This is a genomic window from Frankia sp. BMG5.60, assembly GCF_059428125.1.
In genome coordinates this window covers 5165553-5187910 of the sequence record NZ_CM182091.1, presented here as the reverse complement: position 1 = coordinate 5187910, position 22358 = coordinate 5165553, and the positions used below count along the sequence as shown (strand labels likewise).

General features: G+C 73.1%; 15 protein-coding genes, 1 tRNA gene and 1 pseudogene. 14 read left to right on the top strand and 3 right to left on the bottom strand.

All coding sequences use genetic code 11. The features are described from left to right. Nucleotides 1-33: 33 nt before the first annotated feature. The 4 genes from AC5R91_RS21335 (at nt 34) to AC5R91_RS21320 (ending at nt 3662) form a co-directional block, all read left to right on the top strand. Nucleotides 34-300: a DUF4244 domain-containing protein gene (locus AC5R91_RS21335; RefSeq protein WP_495393096.1), complete on the top strand. Its 267-nt coding sequence runs from the start codon at nt 34-36 to the stop codon at nt 298-300. A gap of 9 nt (nt 301-309) precedes the next feature. Beyond that, entirely contained in the window at nt 310-798 is a 489-nt protein-coding gene (locus AC5R91_RS21330; protein WP_495393095.1) for a TadE family type IV pilus minor pilin, read from the top strand. Then, nucleotides 795-1268 (top strand): Rv3654c family TadE-like protein, encoded by a 474-nt coding sequence (locus AC5R91_RS21325; RefSeq protein WP_495393094.1) that lies wholly within the window; start codon nt 795-797, stop codon nt 1266-1268. Before AC5R91_RS21330 ends, AC5R91_RS21325 begins: the two co-directional genes overlap by 4 nt. Before the next feature lie 315 nt (nt 1269-1583). Continuing rightward, nucleotides 1584-3662, top strand: a complete 2079-nt coding sequence (locus AC5R91_RS21320; RefSeq protein ID WP_495393093.1) for a PASTA domain-containing protein — start codon at nt 1584-1586, stop codon at nt 3660-3662. Nucleotides 3663-3757: 95 nt separating this feature from the next. On the opposite strand, the gene AC5R91_RS21315 is transcribed toward AC5R91_RS21320, so the two are convergent. Beyond that, complete coding sequence (locus tag AC5R91_RS21315) at nt 3758-4714, bottom strand: hypothetical protein (protein ID WP_495393092.1); 957 nt, start codon at nt 4712-4714, stop codon at nt 3758-3760. A gap of 112 nt (nt 4715-4826) precedes the next feature. Next, nucleotides 4827-7100, bottom strand: coding sequence for a DEAD/DEAH box helicase (locus AC5R91_RS21310; RefSeq protein ID WP_495393091.1), 2274 nt, complete (start codon nt 7098-7100; stop codon nt 4827-4829). Nucleotides 7101-7472: 372 nt separating this feature from the next. On the opposite strand from AC5R91_RS21310, the gene AC5R91_RS21305 reads away from it, so the two are divergent. The 7 genes and pseudogenes from AC5R91_RS21305 to AC5R91_RS21275 all read left to right on the top strand — a co-directional run bounded on the left by AC5R91_RS21305 (nt 7473) and on the right by AC5R91_RS21275 (nt 20314). Then, nucleotides 7473-7814 carry an STAS domain-containing protein gene (locus AC5R91_RS21305; protein ID WP_009741728.1) on the top strand — a complete coding sequence of 114 codons (342 nt, stop codon included), beginning with the start codon at nt 7473-7475 and terminating at the stop codon, nt 7812-7814. Nucleotides 7815-7856: 42 nt separating this feature from the next. Continuing rightward, nucleotides 7857-8393 carry an ATP-binding protein gene (locus AC5R91_RS21300; RefSeq protein ID WP_495393090.1) on the top strand — a complete coding sequence of 179 codons (537 nt, stop codon included), beginning with the start codon at nt 7857-7859 and terminating at the stop codon, nt 8391-8393. Between the two features lie 563 nt (nt 8394-8956). After that, complete coding sequence (locus tag AC5R91_RS21295; RefSeq protein ID WP_495393089.1) at nt 8957-11296, top strand: sodium-translocating pyrophosphatase; 2340 nt, start codon at nt 8957-8959, stop codon at nt 11294-11296. Nucleotides 11297-11827: 531 nt separating this feature from the next. Next, a pseudogene (topA, locus tag AC5R91_RS21290) lies at nt 11828-15063 on the top strand (type I DNA topoisomerase). Beyond that, on the top strand, nt 15063-17738 hold the full coding sequence (tmk, locus tag AC5R91_RS21285; protein ID WP_495393088.1) for a dTMP kinase: 2676 nt from the start codon (nt 15063-15065) through the stop codon (nt 17736-17738). Before topA ends, tmk begins: the two are co-directional and overlap by 1 nt. A 31-nt stretch (nt 17739-17769) precedes the next feature. After that, on the top strand, nt 17770-19023 hold the full coding sequence (locus AC5R91_RS21280) for a DNA polymerase III subunit delta' (RefSeq protein WP_495393087.1): 1254 nt from the start codon (nt 17770-17772) through the stop codon (nt 19021-19023). 232 nt (nt 19024-19255) lie between these two features. Further along, nucleotides 19256-20314 (top strand): PSP1 domain-containing protein, encoded by a 1059-nt coding sequence (locus AC5R91_RS21275; protein ID WP_495393086.1) that lies wholly within the window; start codon nt 19256-19258, stop codon nt 20312-20314. A gap of 106 nt (nt 20315-20420) precedes the next feature. Here the strand turns inward: AC5R91_RS21275 and AC5R91_RS21270 are convergent, their stop codons facing one another. Further along, nucleotides 20421-21155: a response regulator transcription factor gene (locus AC5R91_RS21270; protein WP_044883920.1), complete on the bottom strand. Its 735-nt coding sequence runs from the start codon at nt 21153-21155 to the stop codon at nt 20421-20423. Nucleotides 21156-21527: 372 nt separating this feature from the next. On the opposite strand from AC5R91_RS21270, the gene AC5R91_RS21265 reads away from it, so the two are divergent. From AC5R91_RS21265 to AC5R91_RS21255, 3 genes are all read left to right on the top strand, one after another. After that, nucleotides 21528-21599 (top strand) — tRNA-Thr (locus tag AC5R91_RS21265). Between the two features lie 109 nt (nt 21600-21708). Then, entirely contained in the window at nt 21709-22038 is a 330-nt protein-coding gene (locus tag AC5R91_RS21260; protein WP_495393085.1) for a DUF6247 family protein, read from the top strand. After that, nucleotides 22038-22190: a hypothetical protein gene (locus tag AC5R91_RS21255; protein WP_495393084.1), complete on the top strand. Its 153-nt coding sequence runs from the start codon at nt 22038-22040 to the stop codon at nt 22188-22190. Before AC5R91_RS21260 ends, AC5R91_RS21255 begins: the two co-directional genes overlap by 1 nt. Nucleotides 22191-22358: the final 168 nt, after the last annotated feature.

Genomic DNA, 22358 nt, shown 5'->3' with positions numbered 1-22358 from the left:
ATCCGACCCTGCCCCGTTCCGGAGGTGTCCCTGATGTTCCCGTCGAGGATGTTCCCGTCCCCGAGCCGCTTGCCCCGCCTGCCTCGCGGTCCGTTCATCCGGGCCGCCTGCCACCGGATCCTCGCCGGTCGCCGCGTCGGCGCGGGCGGCCGCGACCTGGGGATGTCCACTGCCGAGTACGCGGTCGGCACGCTCGCCGCAGTCGCGTTCGCCGGTGTCCTCTACGCGGTCGTGTCGAGTTCCGCGACCCGCTCGCTGGTCTCGTCGGTCGTGCAGCGCGCGCTGACCGTCTCGTTCTGAGCGGCCCCAGTGCGATGGTCCTGGGCGGCGCCGCGGACGCGCCGCGCACATTCCACCCCCCATCCACCGACCCATCCACCGACCGTCGCCCAGCGCCGGCGGGACATCACCCGCGGGGCGGACAACGGTCAGGCGACCGCCGAACTCGCCGTGGGCCTGCCGTCACTGTTCGTCGCCTTCTTCCTCGCGGCCTGGATGCTCGCGGCGGTCGGCGCGCAGGCCCGGTGCGCCGATGCGGCACGGGTCGGCGCCCGGCTCGCGGCCAGGGGCGAGGCGCAGGCGACGGTCTCCGCCGCGGTGACCCGGGCGGCGCCCCGCGGCGCGACCCTGCGGCTGCACCGCCGTGCTGACCTGCTGGACGTCGAGGTCTCGGCGCCGGTCGGTGCCACCGGCCTCGGGCGGCTGGCGCCGGCACTCGTCGTGACGGCGCACGCCGTCACGCCCGTGGAACCGGCCGCCTGCACGGCACCGGGCTGCGCGCCGCCGGGGCCACCATGACCACGGGTGGGCGCCCTCTCCCGCTGGCGGGCCTCGCCGCCCACGCGGCGACCGGGGAGCGGCGGGACGGCGGATCAGCGACGGTGTGGCTGCTCGCCGTCCTGTTCGCGCTGCTGTCGCTGGCCGACCTCGCCTTCACCGTGACGGTGATCGGCGCGTCGCGGCAACGGGCCGCGACGGCCGCCGATCTCGCGGCGCTCGCCGCGGCAGCCCTGCCCCCGGTCGACGAGCAGGCCGTGTGCAGGCGGGCCCGGGAGATCAGCGCCGCCAACGGGACGCGCCTGGTGGACTGCCGGATCGTCGCCGACGCGGTGGAGATCGCCGTCAGCGTGCACCTGCCGGCAGTGATCGGCAGGCTGGGCGATCTGAGTGTCCACGCCCGGGCCGGCCCATGGGGCGGGGCGGCCGGCGCCTATCTGCCGACGTCCCAGGAAGCGAATGGTCAGGAGCAGGCCCCCGCTCCGCCCTGACCGGTCTGACCGCCTGAGCTGGCGTGTGTCACGTTCACGACAGCCCTGCCCCGTTTCCGCAACCGATCGGGATCGCCTCGCGTCGATGACTCCGGAATGGCGTGCCGTCCGACGCGCCGACCGGAGGCCGGAGGTCGCGTGGACGAATGCCGAAGCGCCGAGAAACCAACCTCCGCGGCCCCGGGTTCTCTGGGTGGCCGCGCCGTACCTCCGACCAGCCCGCGCAGCGGCGACGGTCCGCCAGCGGACGGGCCACCTCTCACCGCGCCTCCTCCCGAGCTCGCCGGCCGGGCGGAGGTCGCCGGCCGGGCGGAGGTGGCTGCGTTGCGGCCCGGGGACCCGTCCGAGCTGGCCGGTTACCGCGTTGTCGGCCGGCTCGGCGAGGGCGGGATGGGCACCGTCTACCTGGGCCGCGCGCCGGAAGGACGTCTCGTCGCGATCAAGGTGATCCGGGCCGGCATCGCCGCCGTTCCCGCGTTCCGCGCACGGTTCCGGCGCGAGGCCGAGGTGGCCCGCCGCGTTGCCCGGTTCTGCACGGCGGAACTTCTCGACGCCGTCGACCCGCCGGACGGGCAGCCATTCATCGTCACGGAGTTCATCGACGGCCCCACCCTGGCAGAGGCGGTGAGCACCGGCGGACCGCTGGGCGCCGCGGACCTCGAACGGGTCGCGGTGAGCGTCGCCGCGGCGCTGACCGCGATCCACGGAGCCGGTCTCGTCCACCGCGATCTCAAGCCCTCGAACGTCCTGCTCTCGTCGTTCGGGCCACGCGTGATCGACTTCGGAATTGCCTATGCGGCCGATTCCACCCGCGTCACGCAGGATTCGATCGTCGGCACGCCGGCCTTCATGGCGCCCGAGCAGATCCGCGCGGACGGTGTCACCAGCTCCGCGGACGTCTGGGCCTGGGGCGGTCTGGTGGTCTTCGCAGGCACCGGGCATCTCCCGTTCGGGGAAGGCCCGGCCGCCAGTCAACTGTTCCGGGTCATGCAGACTGACCCCGATCTGGAAGGCCTTGATCCGGCTCTGGGCGCCGTCGTACGGCAGGCCATGAGGCGCGATCCCCGAGCCCGGCCCACCGCTGAGGAGCTGCTGCGAAGCCTGGTCACCCTCGGCGCCGCGGCACCTTCTCCTGCCGGCCCGACACACGCCGGCGCGGCACAGACCGGCAGCCTCGCGGCGGTCGGCCCGGACCTGACCGCGCTGGAGCGTCTCGTCACGGACACGGCGCTCCCGGGCCTCCAGGAGCTCCCGGAGCCCTCGCAGATCCCCGAGCCGCGAGCCATCCCACCGCAGCCGGAGTCCGCCGCCCCGCGACCCGAACCCTCGGCCCCCGCCGAGGCCGCACCACCCATCCGTAAGGCCTTCGCGTCCACGCGGGTGCTCGTCGCCGTGGCGCTCGGCGTGATGGTCACCCTGCTCGGTGCCTGGCTCGTCGTCCAGGCAGACGGGCCTGACCGGACCACCGCCGGGACATCCGGGCAGGCGGACACCATCATTCCGGACGATCTGATCGGGCTCCCGTTCCACGAGGCGGCGACCCGACTGCGTGCGGCCGGGTTCCGTTCCATCCGGGAGGACACGCACGCCGACGACCACCCGCGCGACAGCGTCCTCTCCGTGGATCCGGTGAGCGGGTCGCGGGCCGACGCGTCCACCACGGTGACATTGGTCGTCTCCACCGGGCCGACGAACTCGCAGGTCACGATCCCCCGGGTCGTCACGCCGGGCGCCGGGCCGGACGATCAGGACGACCTGACCGCCATCCCCGACGTCGTGGGACGGGGTGCCGACGCGGCCGAGCGGGAACTGCGCGCCGCCCGGTTCACGAACATCACCAGAAACTACCTGCCCGCTGACCAGCCCGCGGGCATCGTCCTCGCGGTCGACCCGACCAGCGGCACCCGGGTGAGTCGGGACGCGGCCCTACGGATCGATGTGTCCACCGGCCCGGGGCACACCACGGTCACCAACGTCGTCGGCTGGTCTGAGGTGGACGCACGGTCCAGCCTGGAGACCGCCGGACTGACCGTGGTGACCCGGACGGACTCCGGCCCCTCGGACGTGGGGGCGGGTCTGGTCGCGAAGGTGCAACCGCCGGGCAACACTCAGGTCGCCTACGGGACGACGGTCACGATCACCGTGGTGAGCCGCCAGGTCACGGTGCCCGGTGTCGTCGGTCAGGATCGCGCCACGGCCACGGAGACACTGCGCGGCCTCGGTCTCGACGTCATCGAGGAGCCACGGCCGGGAAGCGAGGCACCGGGGACGGTCGTCTCCCAACGGCCCCGGGGCGGCGTCGTCGCCCGCGGCACGGCGATCACGATCATCGTCGCGCAGGCGCAGGCACCCGACCACACCCCGGTATCCACCCCGCCCGCTTCCCCCTCCTGACCACTGTTTCCGAGTGCAGCGGCACGTCCACGGCCGGGCCGGCCCCGGGGTCGGCGCGGCGGGCACCTACCTGCCCCGTCCCAGGAAGCGAACGGTCAGGGGCGGGCCCCCGCTCCGTCCTGAACGGTCTGGTCGGCCGAGTCGTGGTCGCGGCTCTCGCGTCGGCCCAGGTCCGCGACGCGGGCCACGATCCGGTCGCCACGTCGCGGATGGCTGTTTGTCCGCACCGGCGCGCTGGACCCGGCGGACGGCGGATCGGTCGCCGGGTTGGTCGAGGCCGGCGGGTTGGTCGAGGCCGGCGGGTTGGTCGAGGCCGGCGGGTTGGTCGAGGCCGGCGGGTTGGTCGAGGCCGGCGGGTTGGTCGAGGCCGGCGGGTTGGTCGAGGCCGGCGGCGTCGACGGGGTGGGGACGCGCACCGCGGACCGCACCGGCGCGGTCTGCCGAACGTCGCCGGCCCAGGTGGGCGAGGTGTCCGCGCCATGCGCAGGGACGGTCTCGGCGGCCGGCCGGGGCTCGAAGACCGGGCGGGCCTCGGAAGCCGGCCGAGGCTCGAAGACCGGGCGAGTCTCGGAAGCCGCGCCGGCCTCAGCGACGGGCTGCTTCGCCGGAGTGGAGCTCTTGGCCGGAGTGGAGCTCTTGGCGAGGGTGGGGCGCTTGGCGAGGGTGGGGCGAGTCCGCCTGGGTCCGTCGGGGGTCCGCTCGTCGGGCCGTCCGGCGGCCGCAGCCGGGCGCGTCGCCGCGGGCGCGGGCGGCGCGGCGCCGGCCGGCACCGGCGCGGAAGACGCCGGAGCCGTTCGGATCGCCGCCAGCTCGCGCGCCCGCTGCCGCTCGACCCGCCGGCGGTGCCGGTCCCGCGCCAGGCCCTGCAGGGTCAACTGCACCCCCGCGACGACCAGCACCCCGGCCGCGAGACCCAGCACGAACAGGCCCCAGATATCGAAGGAGAGGGACTGCCCCATGATCATCACATCTGTGTGGCCACCGTTCTCCAGCACCAGATCGGCGGTGAAGACCCCCGCTACCAGCAACAACACGACACCGACGGTTACCACCGGTACCTCCAGAACCATGGACGTGGGCGAAACTGGCCGCGAAGAGCCGCTGGGCTCGGCCTACCCGTCTTTGGTCGGGGCGGAACCGCACGGGCGCAGTGTGATCCGCGGTTCAGCCGACCGCGCCGGTCACCGCGGTGAGAAGACGCCAGGCGGCGGCCTTGTCGAGCGGTTCGTTTCCGTTGCCGCATTTCGGCGACTGCACACAGGACGGGCAGCCGGCCGGGCATTCGCAGGCGCCGATGGCGTCCCGGGTCGCGGCCAGCCACTCCCCGATGCGCAGAAATCCCCGTTCGGCGAATCCCGCGCCGCCGGCGTGGCCGTCGTAGACGAACACGCTGGTCCGGCCCGTGTCCGGGTGCAGGGCGGTCGACACCCCGCCGATGTCCCAGCGATCGCAGGTGGCGAACAGCGGAAGCAGGCCGATGGCCGCATGCTCGGCGGCGTGCACCGCGCCGGGCACGTCCGCGGACTCGACGGCGGCGCCCGCGAGCAGGCCGTCGGTGACGGTGTACCAGACTGCGCGGGTTCGCAACTGCCTCGGCGGCAGGTCCAGCGGCTCCTGGCCGAGCACCTCGCCGGTCGCGACGAGCCGGCGCTGGTAGCCGACGACCTGGCTGGTGACCTCGACCACCCCGAGGTGCACCTCCACGTCGGGCAGGACGCGCGATCGCGACGCCTCGACGATCCGGATGTCGGTGTGCTCGCGCGCGACCGTCGTCCACTCCGGGGACTCCTCGTGGACGAACGCCACGGATTCGGGTAGGTCCAGGTCGTCCACGACGAAGCTCGAGCCCTGATGGAGGTAGACCGCACCGGGGTGCACCGCGGAGTGCGCGGCGGCCGCGTCGACCGTGCCCAGCAGGCGCCCGGTGGCCGTCTCGACGATGCGGACCGGAGGGCCCCCGGTACCCCGGATGTCCACCTCCGGGCGGCCCCGCTGGGTCCAGAACCAGCCGGTGGGCCGGCGGCGCAGCCGCCCGCGGCGGACCAGGTCGTCGACGACACGCGCCGCCGCCGGGCCGAACAGGCCCAGGTCCGCCTCGGTGAGCGGCAGCTCGGCGGCGGCGCACTCCAACTGCGGGGCGAGCACGTAGGGGTTGTCCGGGTCGAACACACAGGCCTCCACCGACCGGCCGAACACCGCCTCCGGATGGTGGACGAGGTACGTGTCGAGCGGGTCGTCCCGCGCGACCAGCACCGCCAGCGACCGCTGCCCGTCCCGGCCGGCCCGGCCGGCCTGCTGCCACAGCGAGGCGAGGGTGCCCGGAAAGCCGGCGGTGACGGTGGCGTCCAGGCCGCTGATGTCCACCCCGAGCTCCAGCGCCGACGTCGTCGCGACTCCGAGCAGGTCGCCCGCGCGCAGCCGCCGTTCCAGCTCGCGGCGCTCTTCCGGCAGGTAACCGGCCCGGTAGGCCGCCACCCGGTCCGCCAGGTCCGAACCGATCTGACCCAGCTCGCGCCGAGCGGTGACCGCCACGACCTCCGCCGACCGCCGGGACCGGACGAACACCAGGGTGCGCACGCCGTCGGCGACGAGATCGGCGAGGAGGTCGGCCGATTCCGCGGTGACCGAACGCCGGACCGGCGCGCCGTTCTCACCGGCACCGCGCGGCTCGCCCGGGGCACCGCCCCCCTCTCGCTCGGCCTGCCGCCGCCACAGCAGCGGGGGTTCGTAGAGCACGAAGTCCATCGGGCCTCGGGGTGCGCCGTCGTCGTCGATCACCTCGACGTCGACGCCGGTGAGCCGCCCGGCCGACAGTCCCGGGTCGGCGGTGGTGGCGGACGCCAGCAGGAACACCGGCTCCGACCCGTAACGCGCGCAGACCCGCCGCAGCCGCCGGATCACCGCGGCGACGTGCGCGCCGAACACGCCGCGGTAGCCGTGGCATTCGTCGATCACGACGAACCTCAGCCCGCGCAGGAACTGCGCCCACCGCCGGTGTTGGGGCAGGATCCCGCGATGGAGCATGTCGGGATTTGTCAGGACGAGGCCGGCGTGGGCCCGGACCCAGTCCCGCTCGGCTGCCGGTGTGTCGCCGTCGTAGGTGGCGGCCCGGACCCCGGTGAGCCGCAGCGCCCGCACCGCGCGGAGCTGATCATGGGCGAGCGCCTTCGTCGGCGACAGGTAGAGCGCGCGGGCGCCGGGCTGCGTGAGCAGCCGCGACAGGACCGGCATCAGGTATCCCAGCGACTTCCCGGAGGCCGTGCCGGTCGCCAGCACGACGCTGCGGCCGGCATGGGCGGCGTCGGCTGCGGCCGCCTGGTGCGTCCACGGCTCGTCGATCCCGGCGGCGACCCACCGCCCACGCAGCACCGGGTCGACCCACTCCGGCCAGGGCGCCCGCCGCCCCGGCCGGGCGGCAACCGGCTCGACGTGCGTCATGCACTGCGCCCGCCGCGCATCGCGACGAAGCCCGGCGAGGACCGTGTCCGCGCCGCCGATATCCGCCGGCGAACCCACGACCGTCGAGGATATGCGCCGTGGCGCCGCCGACGGCAGGACGATGGGCGATCCACGGGCCACCACCCGACGGACCACCCGTCGCACAACCGCGACTCGGTGCGGCCGACCAGCCCCGTCCGGACAAGATCAGGGATAGATTCCAGCAGACGTCATCGACCACGCCGCCGGAATACCGGGGCACCGCGATCTGTGTCGCGGCCCACCGGATTGATCCTCCTCGTGGGAGGGTAATGGCGCCGTGATGTCGGTCGCCCGAAGCGCGGGACGGCCGGAGGCACCCAAGGAGGATCCGTGGACCTGTCCCTCACGACTCGCCAGGAAGGCAACCACACGGTCGTCGTGGTGGGCGGCGAGATCGACGTGTACACCGCACCGAAGCTGCGCGAACAGCTCATTGATCTTGTGTCGGGGGGCTCGTACCACCTGGTCGTCGACATGGAGGGCGTCGAGTTCCTCGACTCGACCGGCCTCGGAGTCCTGGTCGGCGGCCTCAAGCGAGTGCGCGCGCACGAGGGTTCCCTGCGGCTGGTCTGCACCCAGGAACGCATCCTCAAGATCTTCCGGATCACCGGTCTCACCAAGGTCTTCCCGATCCATTCCTCCATCGAGGAAGCACTCGCCGCCAGCGAGTGAGTGAGCCGGACATCACGCCTTCGGAAAGGCAGGCACCGCCGTATGCCCACCGTTGAGCTGCGGTTCGCCGCCCTGAACGGACACGTCCGCACGGCGCGGATGATCGCCACGGCGGTCAGCCGCCGGGCCGGCGTCCCCGCCGGAGCCGCCGACGAGATCAAACTGGCGGTCACGGAGGCATGCGCCCGCGCGGTGCGGGTGAACCGCCGGCATGCGCCCGAGTCGCCGGTGCATGTCGCTCTCATCGACACGCCCGACACCTTCACCATCACCGTCGCGGACTGCGGGCGCACCGGCGACGAGGTCGCGCCGGGTCCCGACGGCGGCCTCGTCACTGCCTCCACGCTGCTGGACCTCGCACCCGAGGCCGCCGACCCGCCCTGGTGGTCCGAGCCGTCCGACGACGACTCGGCCGAGGACAGCGCGGGGTTCCCGCCGGGCCTCGGGCTCGCCCTCATCGAGGGCCTGGTCGACGAGGTCGAGATCAGCCGCGGACCCGACGGGGTGGGCACCGTCGTGGCGATGACCTGGAACACCGGCGTCGACGTCGAGGCCGTGCCCTACAAGACGGCCCGTTGACCTCCTCTCCACCCTAGAAGCTGATGGGTGGAGTTTTCCGTCTGCTACGCCCTGGTCGGTGCGGGCTTCGGGGGGTTCCCGCGCGTCGTGGCACGACCTCGGGACGGGCGCGGTCCCTCCCGCGCTCCATGGGCGCTCAGGGTCTCCGCCCGTCCGACGGCGACCGTGCGCCCCTCGGACTGGATGTTCCCACCGCCCGGTTCTCGCGGGTGCCTTTCGCCCTTTACCGGGATAAATAGGAATCAGCGCGCGCCTTCACGCTAAGCATTCGAACGCGGCCGACCCGGCGGGTGGCGCAGAAAAAGCAGCGCACGTCACACTCGTGTGGATAGACTCCGCCGCATCTCGCGGACGGTTGATCCAACCGTCGGAGATCCCCTTGTGCTCCCCGTGAGTCCGGTCGGAAAGCGTCGAATTCGGGACGAATCCGGCCGATCTCACTCCGGGCGTCGTCAGATGCGGCGCCCGACCGCCACCGTCTCCATGCCCAGGTGACCGCCGGAACCGGCACCGATGAGCCATCGACACGCGCGGAGGGTGCACGGAGTAGACCGGGAGGAGCCATGTCCCCGACCCGCGCCCTGCAGTCCCAGGGCACTGGAATCGACCTTAGCGGCAGCGCCCTCGGCCTGGTCGCCGGTGTGGCGATAATCGCAGCCCTCGCGCTGCTCGTTGCCGGCTACCTGGTACGGGAGGTGTTGGCCGCCAGCCCCGGAACCGCACGGATGGTGGAGGTCGGGCAGGCGGTCCAGGAAGGCGCGGCCGCCTACCTCAGGCGGCAGTTCAAGACGTTGGCCGGCTTTGTCGTCGTCATTCCATTTGTCCTACTGCTCCTTCCGGCCGACGACACCGGCGCCAAGATCGGCCGATCGGTCTTCTTCGTCGTCGGCGCCCTTTTCTCCGCGCTCGTCGGCTTTGTCGGGATGTCGCTGGCGACCAGGGCCAACACCCGCACGGCGGCCGCGGCGATGAGCCGTGGCGAGAAGGCCGCGGTCCGCATCGCCTTCCGGACGGGTGGCGTCGTGGGCATGTTCACGGTCGGTCTGGGCCTGCTCGGCGCCGCCGTCGTGGTGCTCGTCTTCCGGGACACCGCGCCGCAGGTACTGGAGGGATTCGGCTTCGGGGCCGCCCTCCTCGCGATGTTCATGCGGGTCGGCGGTGGCATCTTCACCAAGGCCGCTGACGTCGGAGCCGACCTGGTCGGAAAGGTCGAGCAGGGAATTCCGGAGGACGACCCGCGCAACGCGGCGACGATCGCCGACAACGTCGGCGACAATGTGGGTGACTGCGCCGGGATGGCCGCGGACCTGTTCGAGTCCTACGCGGTCACCCTGGTCGCCGCGCTGATCCTCGGGGTGAGCGCCTTCGGCGAGCGAGGGCTGGTGTTCCCGCTGCTGATCCCGGCCGTCGGGGTCGTCACGGCGGTCATCGGCATCTTCGCGGTATCGCCACGGGCCGGGGATCGGAGCGGGATGGCCGCGATCAATCGCGGCTTCTTCCTCTCCGCGGTGGTGTCGGCGATCGGCGTGGTGATCGTCTCGGTGCTCTATCTGCCGACGGACTTCGCCGGGTTCCCAGGACTCGAGGCCAGCACCCAGTCGGGCAATCCGCGGGTCATCGCGATCAGTGCCGTTCTCATCGGCATTGCGCTCGCCGCGGCCATCCAGGTGCTCACGGGATACTTCACCGAGACGACCCGCCGGCCGGTGCGCGACGTGGCCCAGGCGTCGCTCACCGGTCCGGCCACGAACATTCTCGCCGGCATCGGCGTCGGCCTGGAATCCGCCGTCTACTCCTCCCTGCTCATCGGGGCCGCGGTCTTCGGGGCCTACCTGCTCGGTTCGGGTAGCGTCACGATCGCGCTGTTCGCGGTCGCGCTGGCGGGCACCGGACTGCTGACCACGGTCGGCGTCATCGTCTCAATGGACACCTTCGGTCCGGTGAGCGACAACGCCCAGGGCATCGCCGAGATGTCCGGGGAGATGGACGAGGCGGGCGGCGCCATCCTGACCTCGCTCGACGCCGTGGGCAACACCACGAAGGCCATCACGAAGGGCATCGCGATCGCCACCGCCGTCCTGGCCGCGACCGCGCTGTTCGGGTCGTTCACCGACACGGTCACCAATGCTCTCGGGGACGCCGGCGTCCGACCGGAGACCGGCCGAGGGACGGTCGGCGGCCTGAACATCGCGTATCCCGACGCGCTGGTCGGGCTCGTCATCGGCGCGGCCGTCGTCTTCCTGTTCTCCGGGCTCGCCATCAACGCGGTGGGCCGGGCGGCCGGACGGGTCGTGATGGAGGTGCGCAACCAGTTCCGCACCAGGCCCGGAATCATGACCGGCAGCGAGAAGCCGGACTACGGCGCGGTTGTCGACATCTGCACCAGGGATTCGCTCCGTGAACTGATTACCCCGGGGACGCTGGCGGTCCTCGCGCCGATTGCGGTCGGCTTCGGCCTCGGTTACCCGCCCCTGGGGGCGTTCCTCGGCGGGGCCATCGCCGGCGGCGTCCTGATGGCCGTGTTCCTGGCGAACTCCGGTGGCGCGTGGGACAACGCGAAGAAGCTCGTCGAGGACGGAAACTACGGCGGGAAGGGCTCGGAGGTCCACGCCGCGACGGTGATCGGCGACACGGTGGGCGACCCGTTCAAGGACACCGCCGGGCCGTCCATCAACCCGCTACTCAAGGTGATGAACCTGGTCAGCCTGCTGATCGCGCCGACGGTGGTGAAGTACTCGGTCGGCGCCGACCGCAACACGCCGTTGCGCATCGGCATCGCCGTCGCCGCGGTCGCCGTCATCGTGGCGGTGATCGTCGTGTCCAAGCGGCGCAGCTCGATGATCGCCGGCAGTCCGCCGGCCGCGCGGCCGACGCCCCCGAGCCCACAGAAGATCAACGTCTGACGGCGGTCCGGTCCCGCCGGCCGGCCGGCACGAGATCCGCTCCGTGCCCGCCGGCCGTCCCGGGACACCTTGATCCCGGCCCGGCCGTGCGACCGTGCACCGGCCCCTGCCGGGACGCCGGGACGCCGGAACGCCGGGACAAGCATCCGAAAAGGTCACCCGGCGTAGCCTCAACGCGCCTGAGATCGCGGCTTCATACCACCATGGCGCACCCTCGTGCGGGCCCGGTCGGGCCGTTCAGGCGTCATCGGGTGAGCCGTGGGTAAGCGTCGGGCTACCGGGGTCATACCCGGACGGGAAGCTCCGCGGAATCCGACAGCGGCGTACGGTGCTGCGAGGCACCGCTTGCACACCGGCGGCCGCCGCCCGCCCGATCAGCGCCCGCCGGACGACCGTTCGCCGGGCCACGCCAGATCCAGCACCGAGCTCCGACCGAGCAACATCCGCCATATCCGGGACCTACGCTCCGGAGAGTCGACCTACGCTTCGCCCACCGGTCATCGCACCGAGCACGCCGCACCGAGGAGAGAAGTGCCACCGCGCACGAAGACGACGACACGGACGACCGCGCGGTCAGCCGCACCGGTCGCCGAGCCCGGCGAGCCCACCGGGACCGGCTCCACGCCGAGCCCGGGCGCGAGCGCGGCTCCGACCGAGGTGCCCGCCACGCGTCCGAGCGGCCGGGCGGCCGCAAGCCGAGCCGCCACGGGACGCCGGGCGGCCGGCCGGCCGGCGACCGGTTCGAGCGACGCCGCCGGTGCCGCGCCCGAACCGACCCCCGGCTCGGGCACCCGCCTGGTGATCGTGGAGTCCCCGGCCAAGGCGAAGACCATCGCCGGTTACCTCGGGCCGGGCTGGCAGGTCGAGTCGAGCATCGGCCACATCCGCGATCTGCCGCGCAGCGCCGCCGATGTTCCGGCCGCGCACAAGGGCAAGCCGTGGGCCCGGCTCGGCGTGGACGTCGACAACGACTTCGAGCCGCTCTACGTGGTGACGCCAGACAAGAAGATGCAGGTCAGCAAGCTCAAAGCGTTGGTGAAGGAAGCCAGCGAGCTCTACCTCGCGACAGACGAGGACCGCGAGGGCGAGGCGATCGCCTGGCACCTGCTCCAGACGCTCAAGCCGACGGTGCCGGTGAAGCGGATGGTGTTCCACGAGATCACTCCGCAGGCGATCCGCCGCGCCGTCGACAACCCCCGCGAGATCGACGAGAACCTGGTCAACGCGCAGGAGACCCGTCGCATCCTGGACCGCCTCTACGGCTACGAGGTCTCCCCCGTGCTGTGGAAGAAGGTCATGCCGAAGCTGTCGGCGGGCCGCGTCCAGAGCGTGGCGACCCGGGTCCTGGTCGAGCGGGAGCGGGCCAGGATGCGGTTCCGCGCCGCGGAGTACTGGAACATCGAGGGCCTGTTCGGCGCGACGGTCGCCCGTCAGGGCTGGCCGGCCGGAGGCGACGGGGCCGCCGCGGACCCGGCCGGCGCGGGCGTGGAGCGGACGCCGCTGCCGGCGACGCTGGTCGCCCTCGACGGCAACCGGATCGCCACCGGCCGGGACTTCGCCCCGACCGGCGAGCTGACCTCGTCCAGCGTGACCCGGCTGGACGAGGCGGGCGCGCGGGCCCTCACCGACCGGCTGGCCGGGGCGGCGTTCGCGGTGCGCTCGGTGGAGACCAAGCCGTACCGCCGCTCGCCGTACCCGCCGTTCATGACCTCCACGCTGCAGCAGGAGGCGGGCCGCAAGCTGCGGTTCTCCAGCCAGCGCACCATGCAGATCGCGCAGCGGCTGTACGAGAACGGCTACATCACCTACATGCGCACCGACTCGACGAACCTGTCCGAGACGGCGCTCGCCGCCGCCCGCAGCCAGGCGGAGAGCCTCTACGGGCCGGAGTACGTCCCGGCCAGCCCGCGCACCTACACCAAGAAGGTCAAGAACGCCCAGGAGGCGCACGAGGCGATCCGGCCCGCCGGCGATCACTTCCGCACCCCCGGCGAGGTTCGCGGCGAGCTCGACGTCGACTCCTACCGGCTCTACGAGCTGATCTGGCAGCGCACCGTCGCCAGCCAGATGGCCGACGCCCGGGGCACGAGCGCCACGATCCGGCTCGGCGCCACCTCGTCGGCCGGGGAGGACGCGGAGTTCTCGGCGTCCGGCAAGGTCATCACCTTCCCCGGCTTCCTGCGCGCCTACGTCGAGGGCGCCGACGATCCCGACGCCGAGCTGGAGGACCGGGAGCGGCGCCTGCCCGACGTGCGTCAGGGCGACCCGCTGGCGGTCCGCTCGCTGACCCCCCGCGGACACACCACCAGCCCGCCCGCCCGCTTCACCGAGGCCAGCCTGGTCAAGACGCTCGAGGAGCTCGGGATCGGCCGGCCGTCCACGTACGCCTCGATCATCGGCACGATCCAGGATCGCGGCTACGTGTGGAAGAAGGGCTCGGCGCTCGTGCCGAGCTTCGTCGCCTTCGCCGTCGTCGGCCTGCTGGAGGACCACTTCGGCCGGCTGGTGGACTACCGGTTCACCGCGACGATGGAGGACGACCTCGACGACATCGCGGCCGGGACCTCGGCGTCCACCGACTGGCTGACCCGCTTCTACTTCGGCACCGGGGACGGCACCGATCCCGCCACCGCGGCCGGGCTCAAGCACCTCGTCAGCGAGCGGCTCGGCGAGATCGACGCCCGCGAGGTGAACTCGATCCCGCTCGGCGAGGCCGACGACGGCACGACGGTCGTGGTGCGCGTCGGGCGGTACGGCCCCTACGTCCAGCTCGGGGAGGGCAGGGCCAGCGTGCCCGACGACCTGGCCCCGGACGAGCTCACCGTGACCCGCGCCCTGGAGCTGCTGGCCGCCCCGAGCGGGGACCGGGTGCTGGGGGTGGACACCGCCACCGGCGCGACGATCACGGCCAAGGCCGGTCGGTTCGGCCCGTACGTCACCACGGACACCGACCCGCCGCGCACCTCCAGCCTGCTGCGCACGATGTCGCTGGAGACGCTGACCCTCGACGACGCCGTGAAGCTGCTGACGCTGCCCCGGACGCTGGGCGCCGGTGCCGACGGCGAGGAGGTGACCGCGCAGAACGGGCGGTACGGCCCCTACGTGAAGAAGGGCACCGAGAGCCGGTCGCTGGAGTCCGAGGATCAGTTGTTCACGGTGACGCTCGAGGAGGCGCTGGCGCTGCTCGCGCAGCCCAAGGCGCGCGGACGCCGCCAGGCCGCCCAGACCCCCCGCTGCGCGAGCTCGGCAACGATCCGGCGAGCGGCAAGCCGATGGTCGTCCGGGAGGGCCGGTTCGGGCCCTACGTGACCGACGGCGAGACCAACGCGAGCCTGCGCAAGGGCGACGCCGTCGAGTCGATCACGGACGCGCGCGCCGCGGAGCTGCTCGCCGACCGCCGGGCCCGCGGTCCGGCTCCCGCGAAGCGAGCCGCCCGAGGCACCGCGAAGACGACGGCCTCGAAGAGCGGCGCAGCGAAGTCCACGACGGCGAAGACGACGAAGACGGCGTCGGCGAAGTCGACCGCGGCGAAGTCCACGACGGCGAAGTCCACGACGGCGAAGAAGGCCGCCAAGTCCGACACCACCGCCAAGTCCGACACCACCGCTGAGGGCTCGGAAGCGAAGTCGGCCACGACCAGGTCCGCAGCGAAGAGCAGCGGGGCGAAGAAGGCCGGTGAGGAGCCTGCGGCCACCGGGTCGTCCGCTGCGGACGACGGCGGCGGCGCCGCGGGCGCCGCGTCCGGTGGCACCCGTCGGACGGACTGATGGCCTCGCCGATCCGTCCGGCTCACGGGCCGGTCGACGCGGCGGGGGACGGCTCGGCGGGGGACGGCTCGGCGGCGGCCGTGGGACCCGCCACGGCCGGCTCCACGACGACCATTCCCGAGTCCCCCGCGACCCCGCCCCCCGCCCTTTCGACCCCTGCCCCCTCGACCACGTCCTCCGCGAGACCCGGCCACGACAGCCCGCCCGACGACGGCCCACGCGGCGACGACCGGCCCGCCGGCGAACAGAGCGCGGATCGCCAGGGGGCCGCCAGCGCCGACCTGCCGGGGGCCACGGTCCGCAGCGTCGAGGGGCAGGACGACGACGGCGCGGGCCGCCGCCGTGGTAGCGGCCGACGGCCGCGGCTGGGGCGCATGCCGGGCCGGCATCCGGTCACGACCGTCCCCTCCCCGCCCCCCAGGGCAAGCAGCGCGGCCGGCGACGACAGCGACATCCGCGCCGTGCTGCGGATCCCCGAGTTCCGCCGAATGTGGATCCAGCTCAGCCTGTCCAGCCTGGGCGACTGGATGGGCCTGCTGGCCACGACCGCGCTGGTCACTCAGCTCCAGAACAGCTTCTCGGGGCAGGCGTACGCGATCGGCTCGCTGCTGATCGTCCGGCTGATGCCGGCCCTGATTCTCGGACCGCTCGCCGGCGCGCTCGCCGACCGGCTGGACCGCCGGCTGACGATGGTCGTCACGGATGTGATCCGCTTCGGGCTGTTCGTCTCGATCCCGCTCATCGGCACGCTCGAATGGCTGCTCATCGCGTCGTTCCTGGTCGAGGCGGTCACCCTGGTCTGGGCGCCAGCGAAGGACGCCAGCGTCCCGCACCTGGTCCCGCGGGAGCGGCTCGCCGCGGCGAACACGCTGAGCCTGATCATGACCTACGGCACGGCCCCGCTCGCCGCCGCCATCTTCACCATGCTGGCGACGATCTCGCGGACGCTGGGCTCCAGCGTTTCGTTCTTCCGGGACTCCTCCGTCGATCTCGCGCTGTATTTCAACGCGGCGACCTTCCTCGGCTCGGCCATCGTGATCTGGGGGCTCAAGGGCATCGGCCGGGCCGCCCGCCCGGAGACCGGTCCCGAGCCCGGTTTTCTGGCCTCGATCACCGAGGGCTGGCGCTACGTCGGGCACGACCGGTTGGTCCGCGGGTTGGTCGTGGGCATCCTCGGCGGATTCGCGGGGGCCGGGTGTGTGATCGCCCTGGGCCGGCTCTATGTCGAGATCCTCGGTGGTGGTGACTCCGCGTATGGAGTTCTGTTCGGAGCGGTGTTCGTCGGGCTGGCCGGTGGGATGGCGGCCGGGCCGAAGCTGCTCGGCGACTACAGCCGGACCCGCCTGTTCGGCGTCTGCGTCACCGGCGCCGGCATCACCCTGGTGATCGTCGCCATCATCCCGAACCTGGTCATCGCCTGCATCCTGGTGGTGGCGGTGGGGGCGTTCGCCGGGGTCGCCTGGGTGACCGGGTACACGCTGCTGCAGGCCGAGGTCTCCGACGAGCTGCGGGGACGGACCTTCGCCCTGGTGCAGTCGCTGGTGCGCATCGACCTGCTGGTGGTGCTGGCGGCGGCACCCGCCCTCGTCGGCCTGATCGGCACGCACGGCATCCACCTGTGGGGGGACATCACCGTGCGGGCGGACGGTGTGACCGTCGTCCTGCTCGGCGGGGGCCTGCTCGCGGTGGCGGTGGGGCTGTTCGCCTACCGCCAGATGGACGAGCGGGTCGGGGTCGCGGTCTGGCCGGAGCTGTGGAACGCGATGCGCGGCCGGAAGCCGAGGCCGACGCGACCGCGTCACGCCGGCCTGTTCGTCGCGGTCGAGGGGGCCGAGGGGGCCGGGCGATCCACCCAGGTCGAGCTGCTGCGGTCCTGGCTGGCCGCCAGCGGGCGCGAGGTCGTCGTGACCTCCGGTTCCGGCGGCACGACAACCGGCGCGAGGCTGCGGGAGCTGCTGTTCGACCCCACGACGCGCCTGCACGCGCGCACCGAGGCGCTGCTCGCCGCCGCCGACCGCGCCGAGCACGTGAGCCGGGTGATCGAGCCGGCGCTCGCCCGGGGCGCCATCGTCATCTCGGACCGCTACGTCGACTCGTGGATCGCCTTCCAGTGCGCGAGCCGGTCGGTCGATACCGCGGAACTGGCCGTGCTGGCCCAGTGGGCCACCCACGCTCTCGTTCCCGACCTGACCGTGCTGCTGGACCTGCCCGCCGAGCTCGGGTCGCGGCGGACGGCCGTCGGCACGCCCCGGCTCCCCGCGGCCGCGCTCGACGGCGCGCGGCCGCAGGCCATCACCAACGCGGACGCCGTCGCCGACGAGAAGATCGTCACCGACCCGGCCGCCGTCCCCAAGGTGGCGGTGGCCGACGACACGGGCACGGACGCGGGAACCGACACGATCGGCGCTGGACCAGGCGTCGAACCGGCCGACGAACTTGCCGCCGAACTTGCCAACAGCGCCGACCGATCGGCCGACGGATCGGCCGAGGAGGCAGGAGCCGAGCTGCTCGCCTACCGCGGCCGGGTGCGCGACGGGTTCCTCCGACTGGCCCAGGAGGAGCCCGCGCGCTACCTCACCGTCGACGCGAACCGCCCCCGGGAGGAGATTCACGCCGAGATCCGCGCGGTCGTCGCCAGCCGGGTGGAGCGCCGGGCCGTGCCCCTGGGCGTCTGAGCCGGGCGGTGAGCGGGGGATGATGAGCCCCGTGACGGTTTGGGAGACGCTGGTCGGCCAGGAGGCGGTCGTCGCGACGCTGCGCGCGGCCGCGGTGGCTGCCTCCCCCGGCATCCGCGCGGCCGCGGGCAGGGGTGGCGGCCCGGCCGGGGTGCGCTCGGGGATGACCCACTCGTGGTTGTTCACCGGCCCGTCCGGCGCGGGGCGGCAGGAGGCGGCGCGCGCGTTCGCCGCCGCTCTGAACTGCGAGCGGGAGCCGCCCGGCTGCGGAGAGTGCGCTGGCTGCCACACGATGCTCACCGATACCGCCACCGACCTGCGCACCGTCACGCCGGAGGGGCTCTCGCTCGGCGTGAAGGACGTCCGCGCCCTGGTCCGGGACGCCGCCAGCGCCCCCACCGCCGGCCGCTGGCGGATCCTGCTGCTCACCGATGCCGACCGGCTCACCGAGGCCGCGGCGAACGCGCTGCTCAAGGCGTTGGAGGAGCCGGCGGAACGCGCTGTGTTCCTCCTGTGCGCGCCGTCGATCGAGGACGTGCTTCCCACCATCCGCTCCCGCTGTCGGACGGTCGCGCTACGCCTGCCCTCCGCCGCGGACGTTCGCGACATGCTGCTGCGGGAGGGGATCGACGAGCGGGTGGCGCAGACGGCCGCCCGGGCCTCGCAGGGGCACCTTGCGCTGGCCCGCCGCCTCGCCACCGACGAGGCCGCCAGGGACCACCGGGCGGCGGTGCTGCGCATCCCGGGCCGCCTGGGGCGCGTCGGGGACTGCCTGGCCGCCGCCGCGGACCTCGTGGGCGCGGCGAACGCCGATGCCGAGGCCGCGAACGCCGAGCGGGACGAGGTCGAGACGGAGGCGCTGAAGACAGCACTCGGCGTCGGTGCGACCGCCACCGGCGGGAAGTCGAAATCCGCTCGGGCGCCGAAGGCGGGCGCAAAGGCGAGGTCGATGGTCGTGCGGGGCGCGGCCGGGGCGCTCAAGGAGCTGGAGCGGACCCAGAAGAGCCGCGGGCGGCGCACCATCCTCGACTCCCTCGACCGGGCCCTGGTCGACCTCGCCGGCCTGTACCGCGACGTGCTCGCGGAGCAGCTCGGCGCGCCGGTCGACCCGATCCATGCCGACCATGCGGCCGAGGCTGCGGGCCTCGCGGCGGCCTCGACCCCGGAGCAGACACTGCGACGGCTGGAGGCCGTGCTCGCGACCCGGGCGGCCCTCGCCGACAACCCGGGCCTCGTCCCGCTGCTCGCGGTGGAGTCCCTGACCCTCGCCCTGCGCGACGGCTGACACCGGCCGCACCGCTCGGCGCAATGCCGCCCGCGGTGGGGCCGGTATGGCCGAAACGGGCAGCCAAGGCGCACCTGGCGGCATACTGTGACCTGCGACGCAGATCACGCCGGCGGGCGACTCCGGCACACCCCGCCCGACCCGGCGCTGCCGCGCATCGGGCCCGCCTCCCGCGCGGGCCATCGTTACGGCCGGCCAGCCGGCCCGCGGGTCAGGGAAGGTGACGGGCCGGATGCCGATGATGTGCGCGGTGGCGTTCTCCCCCCGCGGCAAGCTCTACTACGCCGATCCGGGGGTCCACACACCTCGGGTCGGCGACCAGGTCCTCGTGCCCACCGACGATGGTCCCGAGGTCGCCACCTGCATGTGGGCACCGCAGTGGATCTCCGACGACATCGGTGGCCTGCCCGTGCTGGCGGGGATGGCGCAGGCGGCGGACGTGCAGCGGGCCGAGCTGTCCCGGCGCCGGCGCGCCCGGGCGCGGGTCGCCGCCCGGCGGCTGGCACGGGAGCACGACCTGCCGATGAAGATCGTCGGTGTCGACCACGTGCCGGACACCGGCGGATACACGATCTACTTCAGCGCGGAGGGCCGGATCGACTTCCGGGAGCTGGTCCGCGACCTGAACCGGACGCTGGCCGCACGGGTGCGGCTGCGGCAGTTGTCCGCCCGGGACAGCGCCCGGGTGCAGGGCGGGATCGGCTCGTGCGGGCGCGACCTGTGCTGCGCGACGTTCCTCACCGACTTCGAGCCGGTGAGCCTGCGCATGGCCCGCGACCAGAACCTGGCCCTCAACCCGATGCGGATCAGTGGCGCCTGCGGCCGGCTGATGTGCTGCCTACGCTACGAGCACCCGCTGTACGAGGAGTTCGCCGGGGCCGTGCCCGCCGTCGGGGAACGGGCCTGCACTCCCCAGGGAGAGGGCCGGGTCGTGCGGCACGACGTGCCCCGCCAGCAGGCTGTGGTGGTGCTCGACGGCGGCGGGCAGACTTCCTGCGAACGGGCCGACGTGTGCCCGTCCCGGCAGGCACACGAGGCTGCCTACGCCCCGCCCAGGGCCGAGCCCCGTCCGGATCCCGACCCCACGCCCGCCGGCACCGACCAGGCCGGCACCGATCAGGCCGGCGTTGAGCAGACCGGCGTTGAGCAGACCGGCGCCGACCACGAGAGCGGGGCACACCGGGGCACCGACCACGGGGGGCCGCAGCACGGGGGGCCGGAGCACGACGGCGAGACAGGCCGCGAATCGGGACCTGCCCGCCGGCGCTCCCGGCACCGGCACCGGCCCTGAGTGGTCTTCCTGGCTCGGTGTTCCGTGGCTCGGTGTTCCGTGGCGCGATCGGCGTCTTCCGTGGCTCGATCGGCCCGCCCGGCCCCGCGCCGGTGCTCCCCGCGGCTCACGGGTCGAAGCGGTAGCCCATCCCGCGCAGGGTGGTCACCAGCCGCCGCTGCGGCGGGCGGCCCTCCACCTTGGTGCGCACCCGCCGGACGTGCTCGGTGACCGTGGCAGGGTCCTGGAAGCGGGTGCCCCAGACCTGCTCGAGCAGCTCCTCGCGGCTGAACACCCGTCGAGGGTGGCGCGCGAGGAAGGCCAGCAGCTCGTACTCGCGCGCGGTCAGGTCGATCCGCTCGCCGGCCACGGCGACCTCGCGGGCGCGCAGGTCGATGGACACGTCGCCGTACACGAGCGGATCGTTGCCGTCCCCGCTGCGCTGGGGCGGCGGCTCGGCGGGCCGGCGGCGTAGCCGGGCCCGCACCCGCGCGACCAGCTCCCGCAGCGAGTAGGGCTTCACGACGTAGTCGTCGGCGCCCAGCTCCAGGCCGACCACCCGGTCGACCTCCTCGGCCCGCCCGGTGAGCATGATCACCGGCACCTCGCTCGTCTGGCGCAGGCGGCTCAGCACTGCGAAGCCGTCCATCCGCGGCATCGCGACGTCCAGGACGACCAGATCGATCTCGGTCGTCTGGAACAGCCGGAGGGCAGCTTCGCCGTCCGCCGCCTCCAGCACGCGATAGCCGAATCGTTCGAGGCTGCGTGCAAGTGCCACGCGAGATGCCTCATCGTCCTCAGCGACGAGGAGCGAGGCTCCTCGTGTCGCCGCTGCAGGTGCAGCGTCCCCGGCCCCGGTCATGAAGCGAAACCCTACGCATCCTCATCGGAACAACTGCAACCGGGGTAGCGGTTTGCGTCGTTCGACGAGCCAGGAGCCGAAAATTGTGACAAGATCTGGATTAAGCGCAAACCGATTGTCACATCGGTGGCTTCCTTCTTGGGTTCCTATGACTGCCTGATGGGGTGGGATCGCCGGATCGTTCCGATTTCAGGCGCCCCGGCCTCGCCAGATCGGCTCGACTCCGGGCCGGGGGCCCGCCCCGGGCGGGAGTCCGAGCCGGGTTGCCGGCGCCCGCGCCACGGTGCGGCGCGCAGCCGGCCGAGTACCACCGGTCGGCCCCGCGCGGGCATCTGGCATACTCGACCCGGGCCAGTGCGATCCTGGCCGATCGCCGGAGTAGCTCAGTGGCAGAGCAATCGCCTCGTAAGCGATAGGTCGCGGGTTCAATCCCCGCCTCCGGCTCACTCCCCTCCGAACGGGCCCCGACCGGCGCGGCGCGAAGCCGCGCGGTGCGACAGCCGGCACGCTCGAGGCGGCGTGGGCGGCATCCGCGGGTAGGACAATCGGCCTCATGACCGCGGACGTCACGATCCCCTCGTACGGCGTGCGTAACCGGGTGGAGCGCACCGGGCCGGCGATCCGGGCCGCGCTCGACCCCGAGCAGCGTGCCGAGTTCGAAGCCGACTTCCACGCGGCCGCCGTCGAAACCGACGACACCCTCGACCTGGCCCCGCTGCACCGCGTCATCGACCGCTGGTGGCCCCAGGCCGTGCTCTGCGCCAACCCGGAGATCCAGGCCGGCATCGACGCCGACCGTCGCCGCATCGCCGCCGGTGACCCGACCGTGATTGGCGAGGTCTGGTATCCGCCCGGCCATCCCCAAGCGCCGCATCTGGCCTGATGACCGTCCACGGGGTCCGCTGGGTCGACTACGCCCGCGATCAGCGGGACGGTCTGCCCGCCGAAGCGGGCACGGCGCTCGACATCGCACTGCGGCGCCTTGTGGAGGATCCGCGCAGCCACAGCACGTTCCGCAAACGAGACAACCAGTGAACAGCTACCTTCAGTGATGGCTGGGGGCTCATCGTCTATACCATCGAAGATCGCTGAATCACGATCACGGTGCTCCGAGTGACCTGGCTGGACGGCTGATCCACCGCCGCCGGCCAGGTCCGCCGGAGCGCCGGCGCGAGGGGCGCCCCTTCACCCGCGAGGCCCGCG

Excerpts from the sequence above, each read along its gene's own strand:
- tmk (WP_495393088.1), top strand. The coding sequence starts at position 15,063 with ATGGCCTCGCCGATCCGTCCGGCTCACGGGCCGGTCGACGCGGCGGGG.
- AC5R91_RS21335 (WP_495393096.1), top strand. The coding sequence starts at position 34 with ATGTTCCCGTCGAGGATGTTCCCGTCCCCGAGCCGCTTGCCCCGCCTG.
- AC5R91_RS21310 (WP_495393091.1), bottom strand. The coding sequence starts at position 7,100 with ATGACGCACGTCGAGCCGGTTGCCGCCCGGCCGGGGCGGCGGGCGCCC.
- AC5R91_RS21295 (WP_495393089.1), top strand. The coding sequence starts at position 8,957 with ATGTCCCCGACCCGCGCCCTGCAGTCCCAGGGCACTGGAATCGACCTT.
- AC5R91_RS21260 (WP_495393085.1), top strand. The coding sequence starts at position 21,709 with ATGACCGCGGACGTCACGATCCCCTCGTACGGCGTGCGTAACCGGGTG.
- AC5R91_RS21275 (WP_495393086.1), top strand. The coding sequence starts at position 19,256 with ATGCCGATGATGTGCGCGGTGGCGTTCTCCCCCCGCGGCAAGCTCTAC.
- AC5R91_RS21300 (WP_495393090.1), top strand. The coding sequence starts at position 7,857 with ATGCCCACCGTTGAGCTGCGGTTCGCCGCCCTGAACGGACACGTCCGC.
- AC5R91_RS21325 (WP_495393094.1), top strand. The coding sequence starts at position 795 with ATGACCACGGGTGGGCGCCCTCTCCCGCTGGCGGGCCTCGCCGCCCAC.
- AC5R91_RS21270 (WP_044883920.1), bottom strand. The coding sequence starts at position 21,155 with ATGACCGGGGCCGGGGACGCTGCACCTGCAGCGGCGACACGAGGAGCC.
- AC5R91_RS21255 (WP_495393084.1), top strand. The coding sequence starts at position 22,038 with ATGACCGTCCACGGGGTCCGCTGGGTCGACTACGCCCGCGATCAGCGG.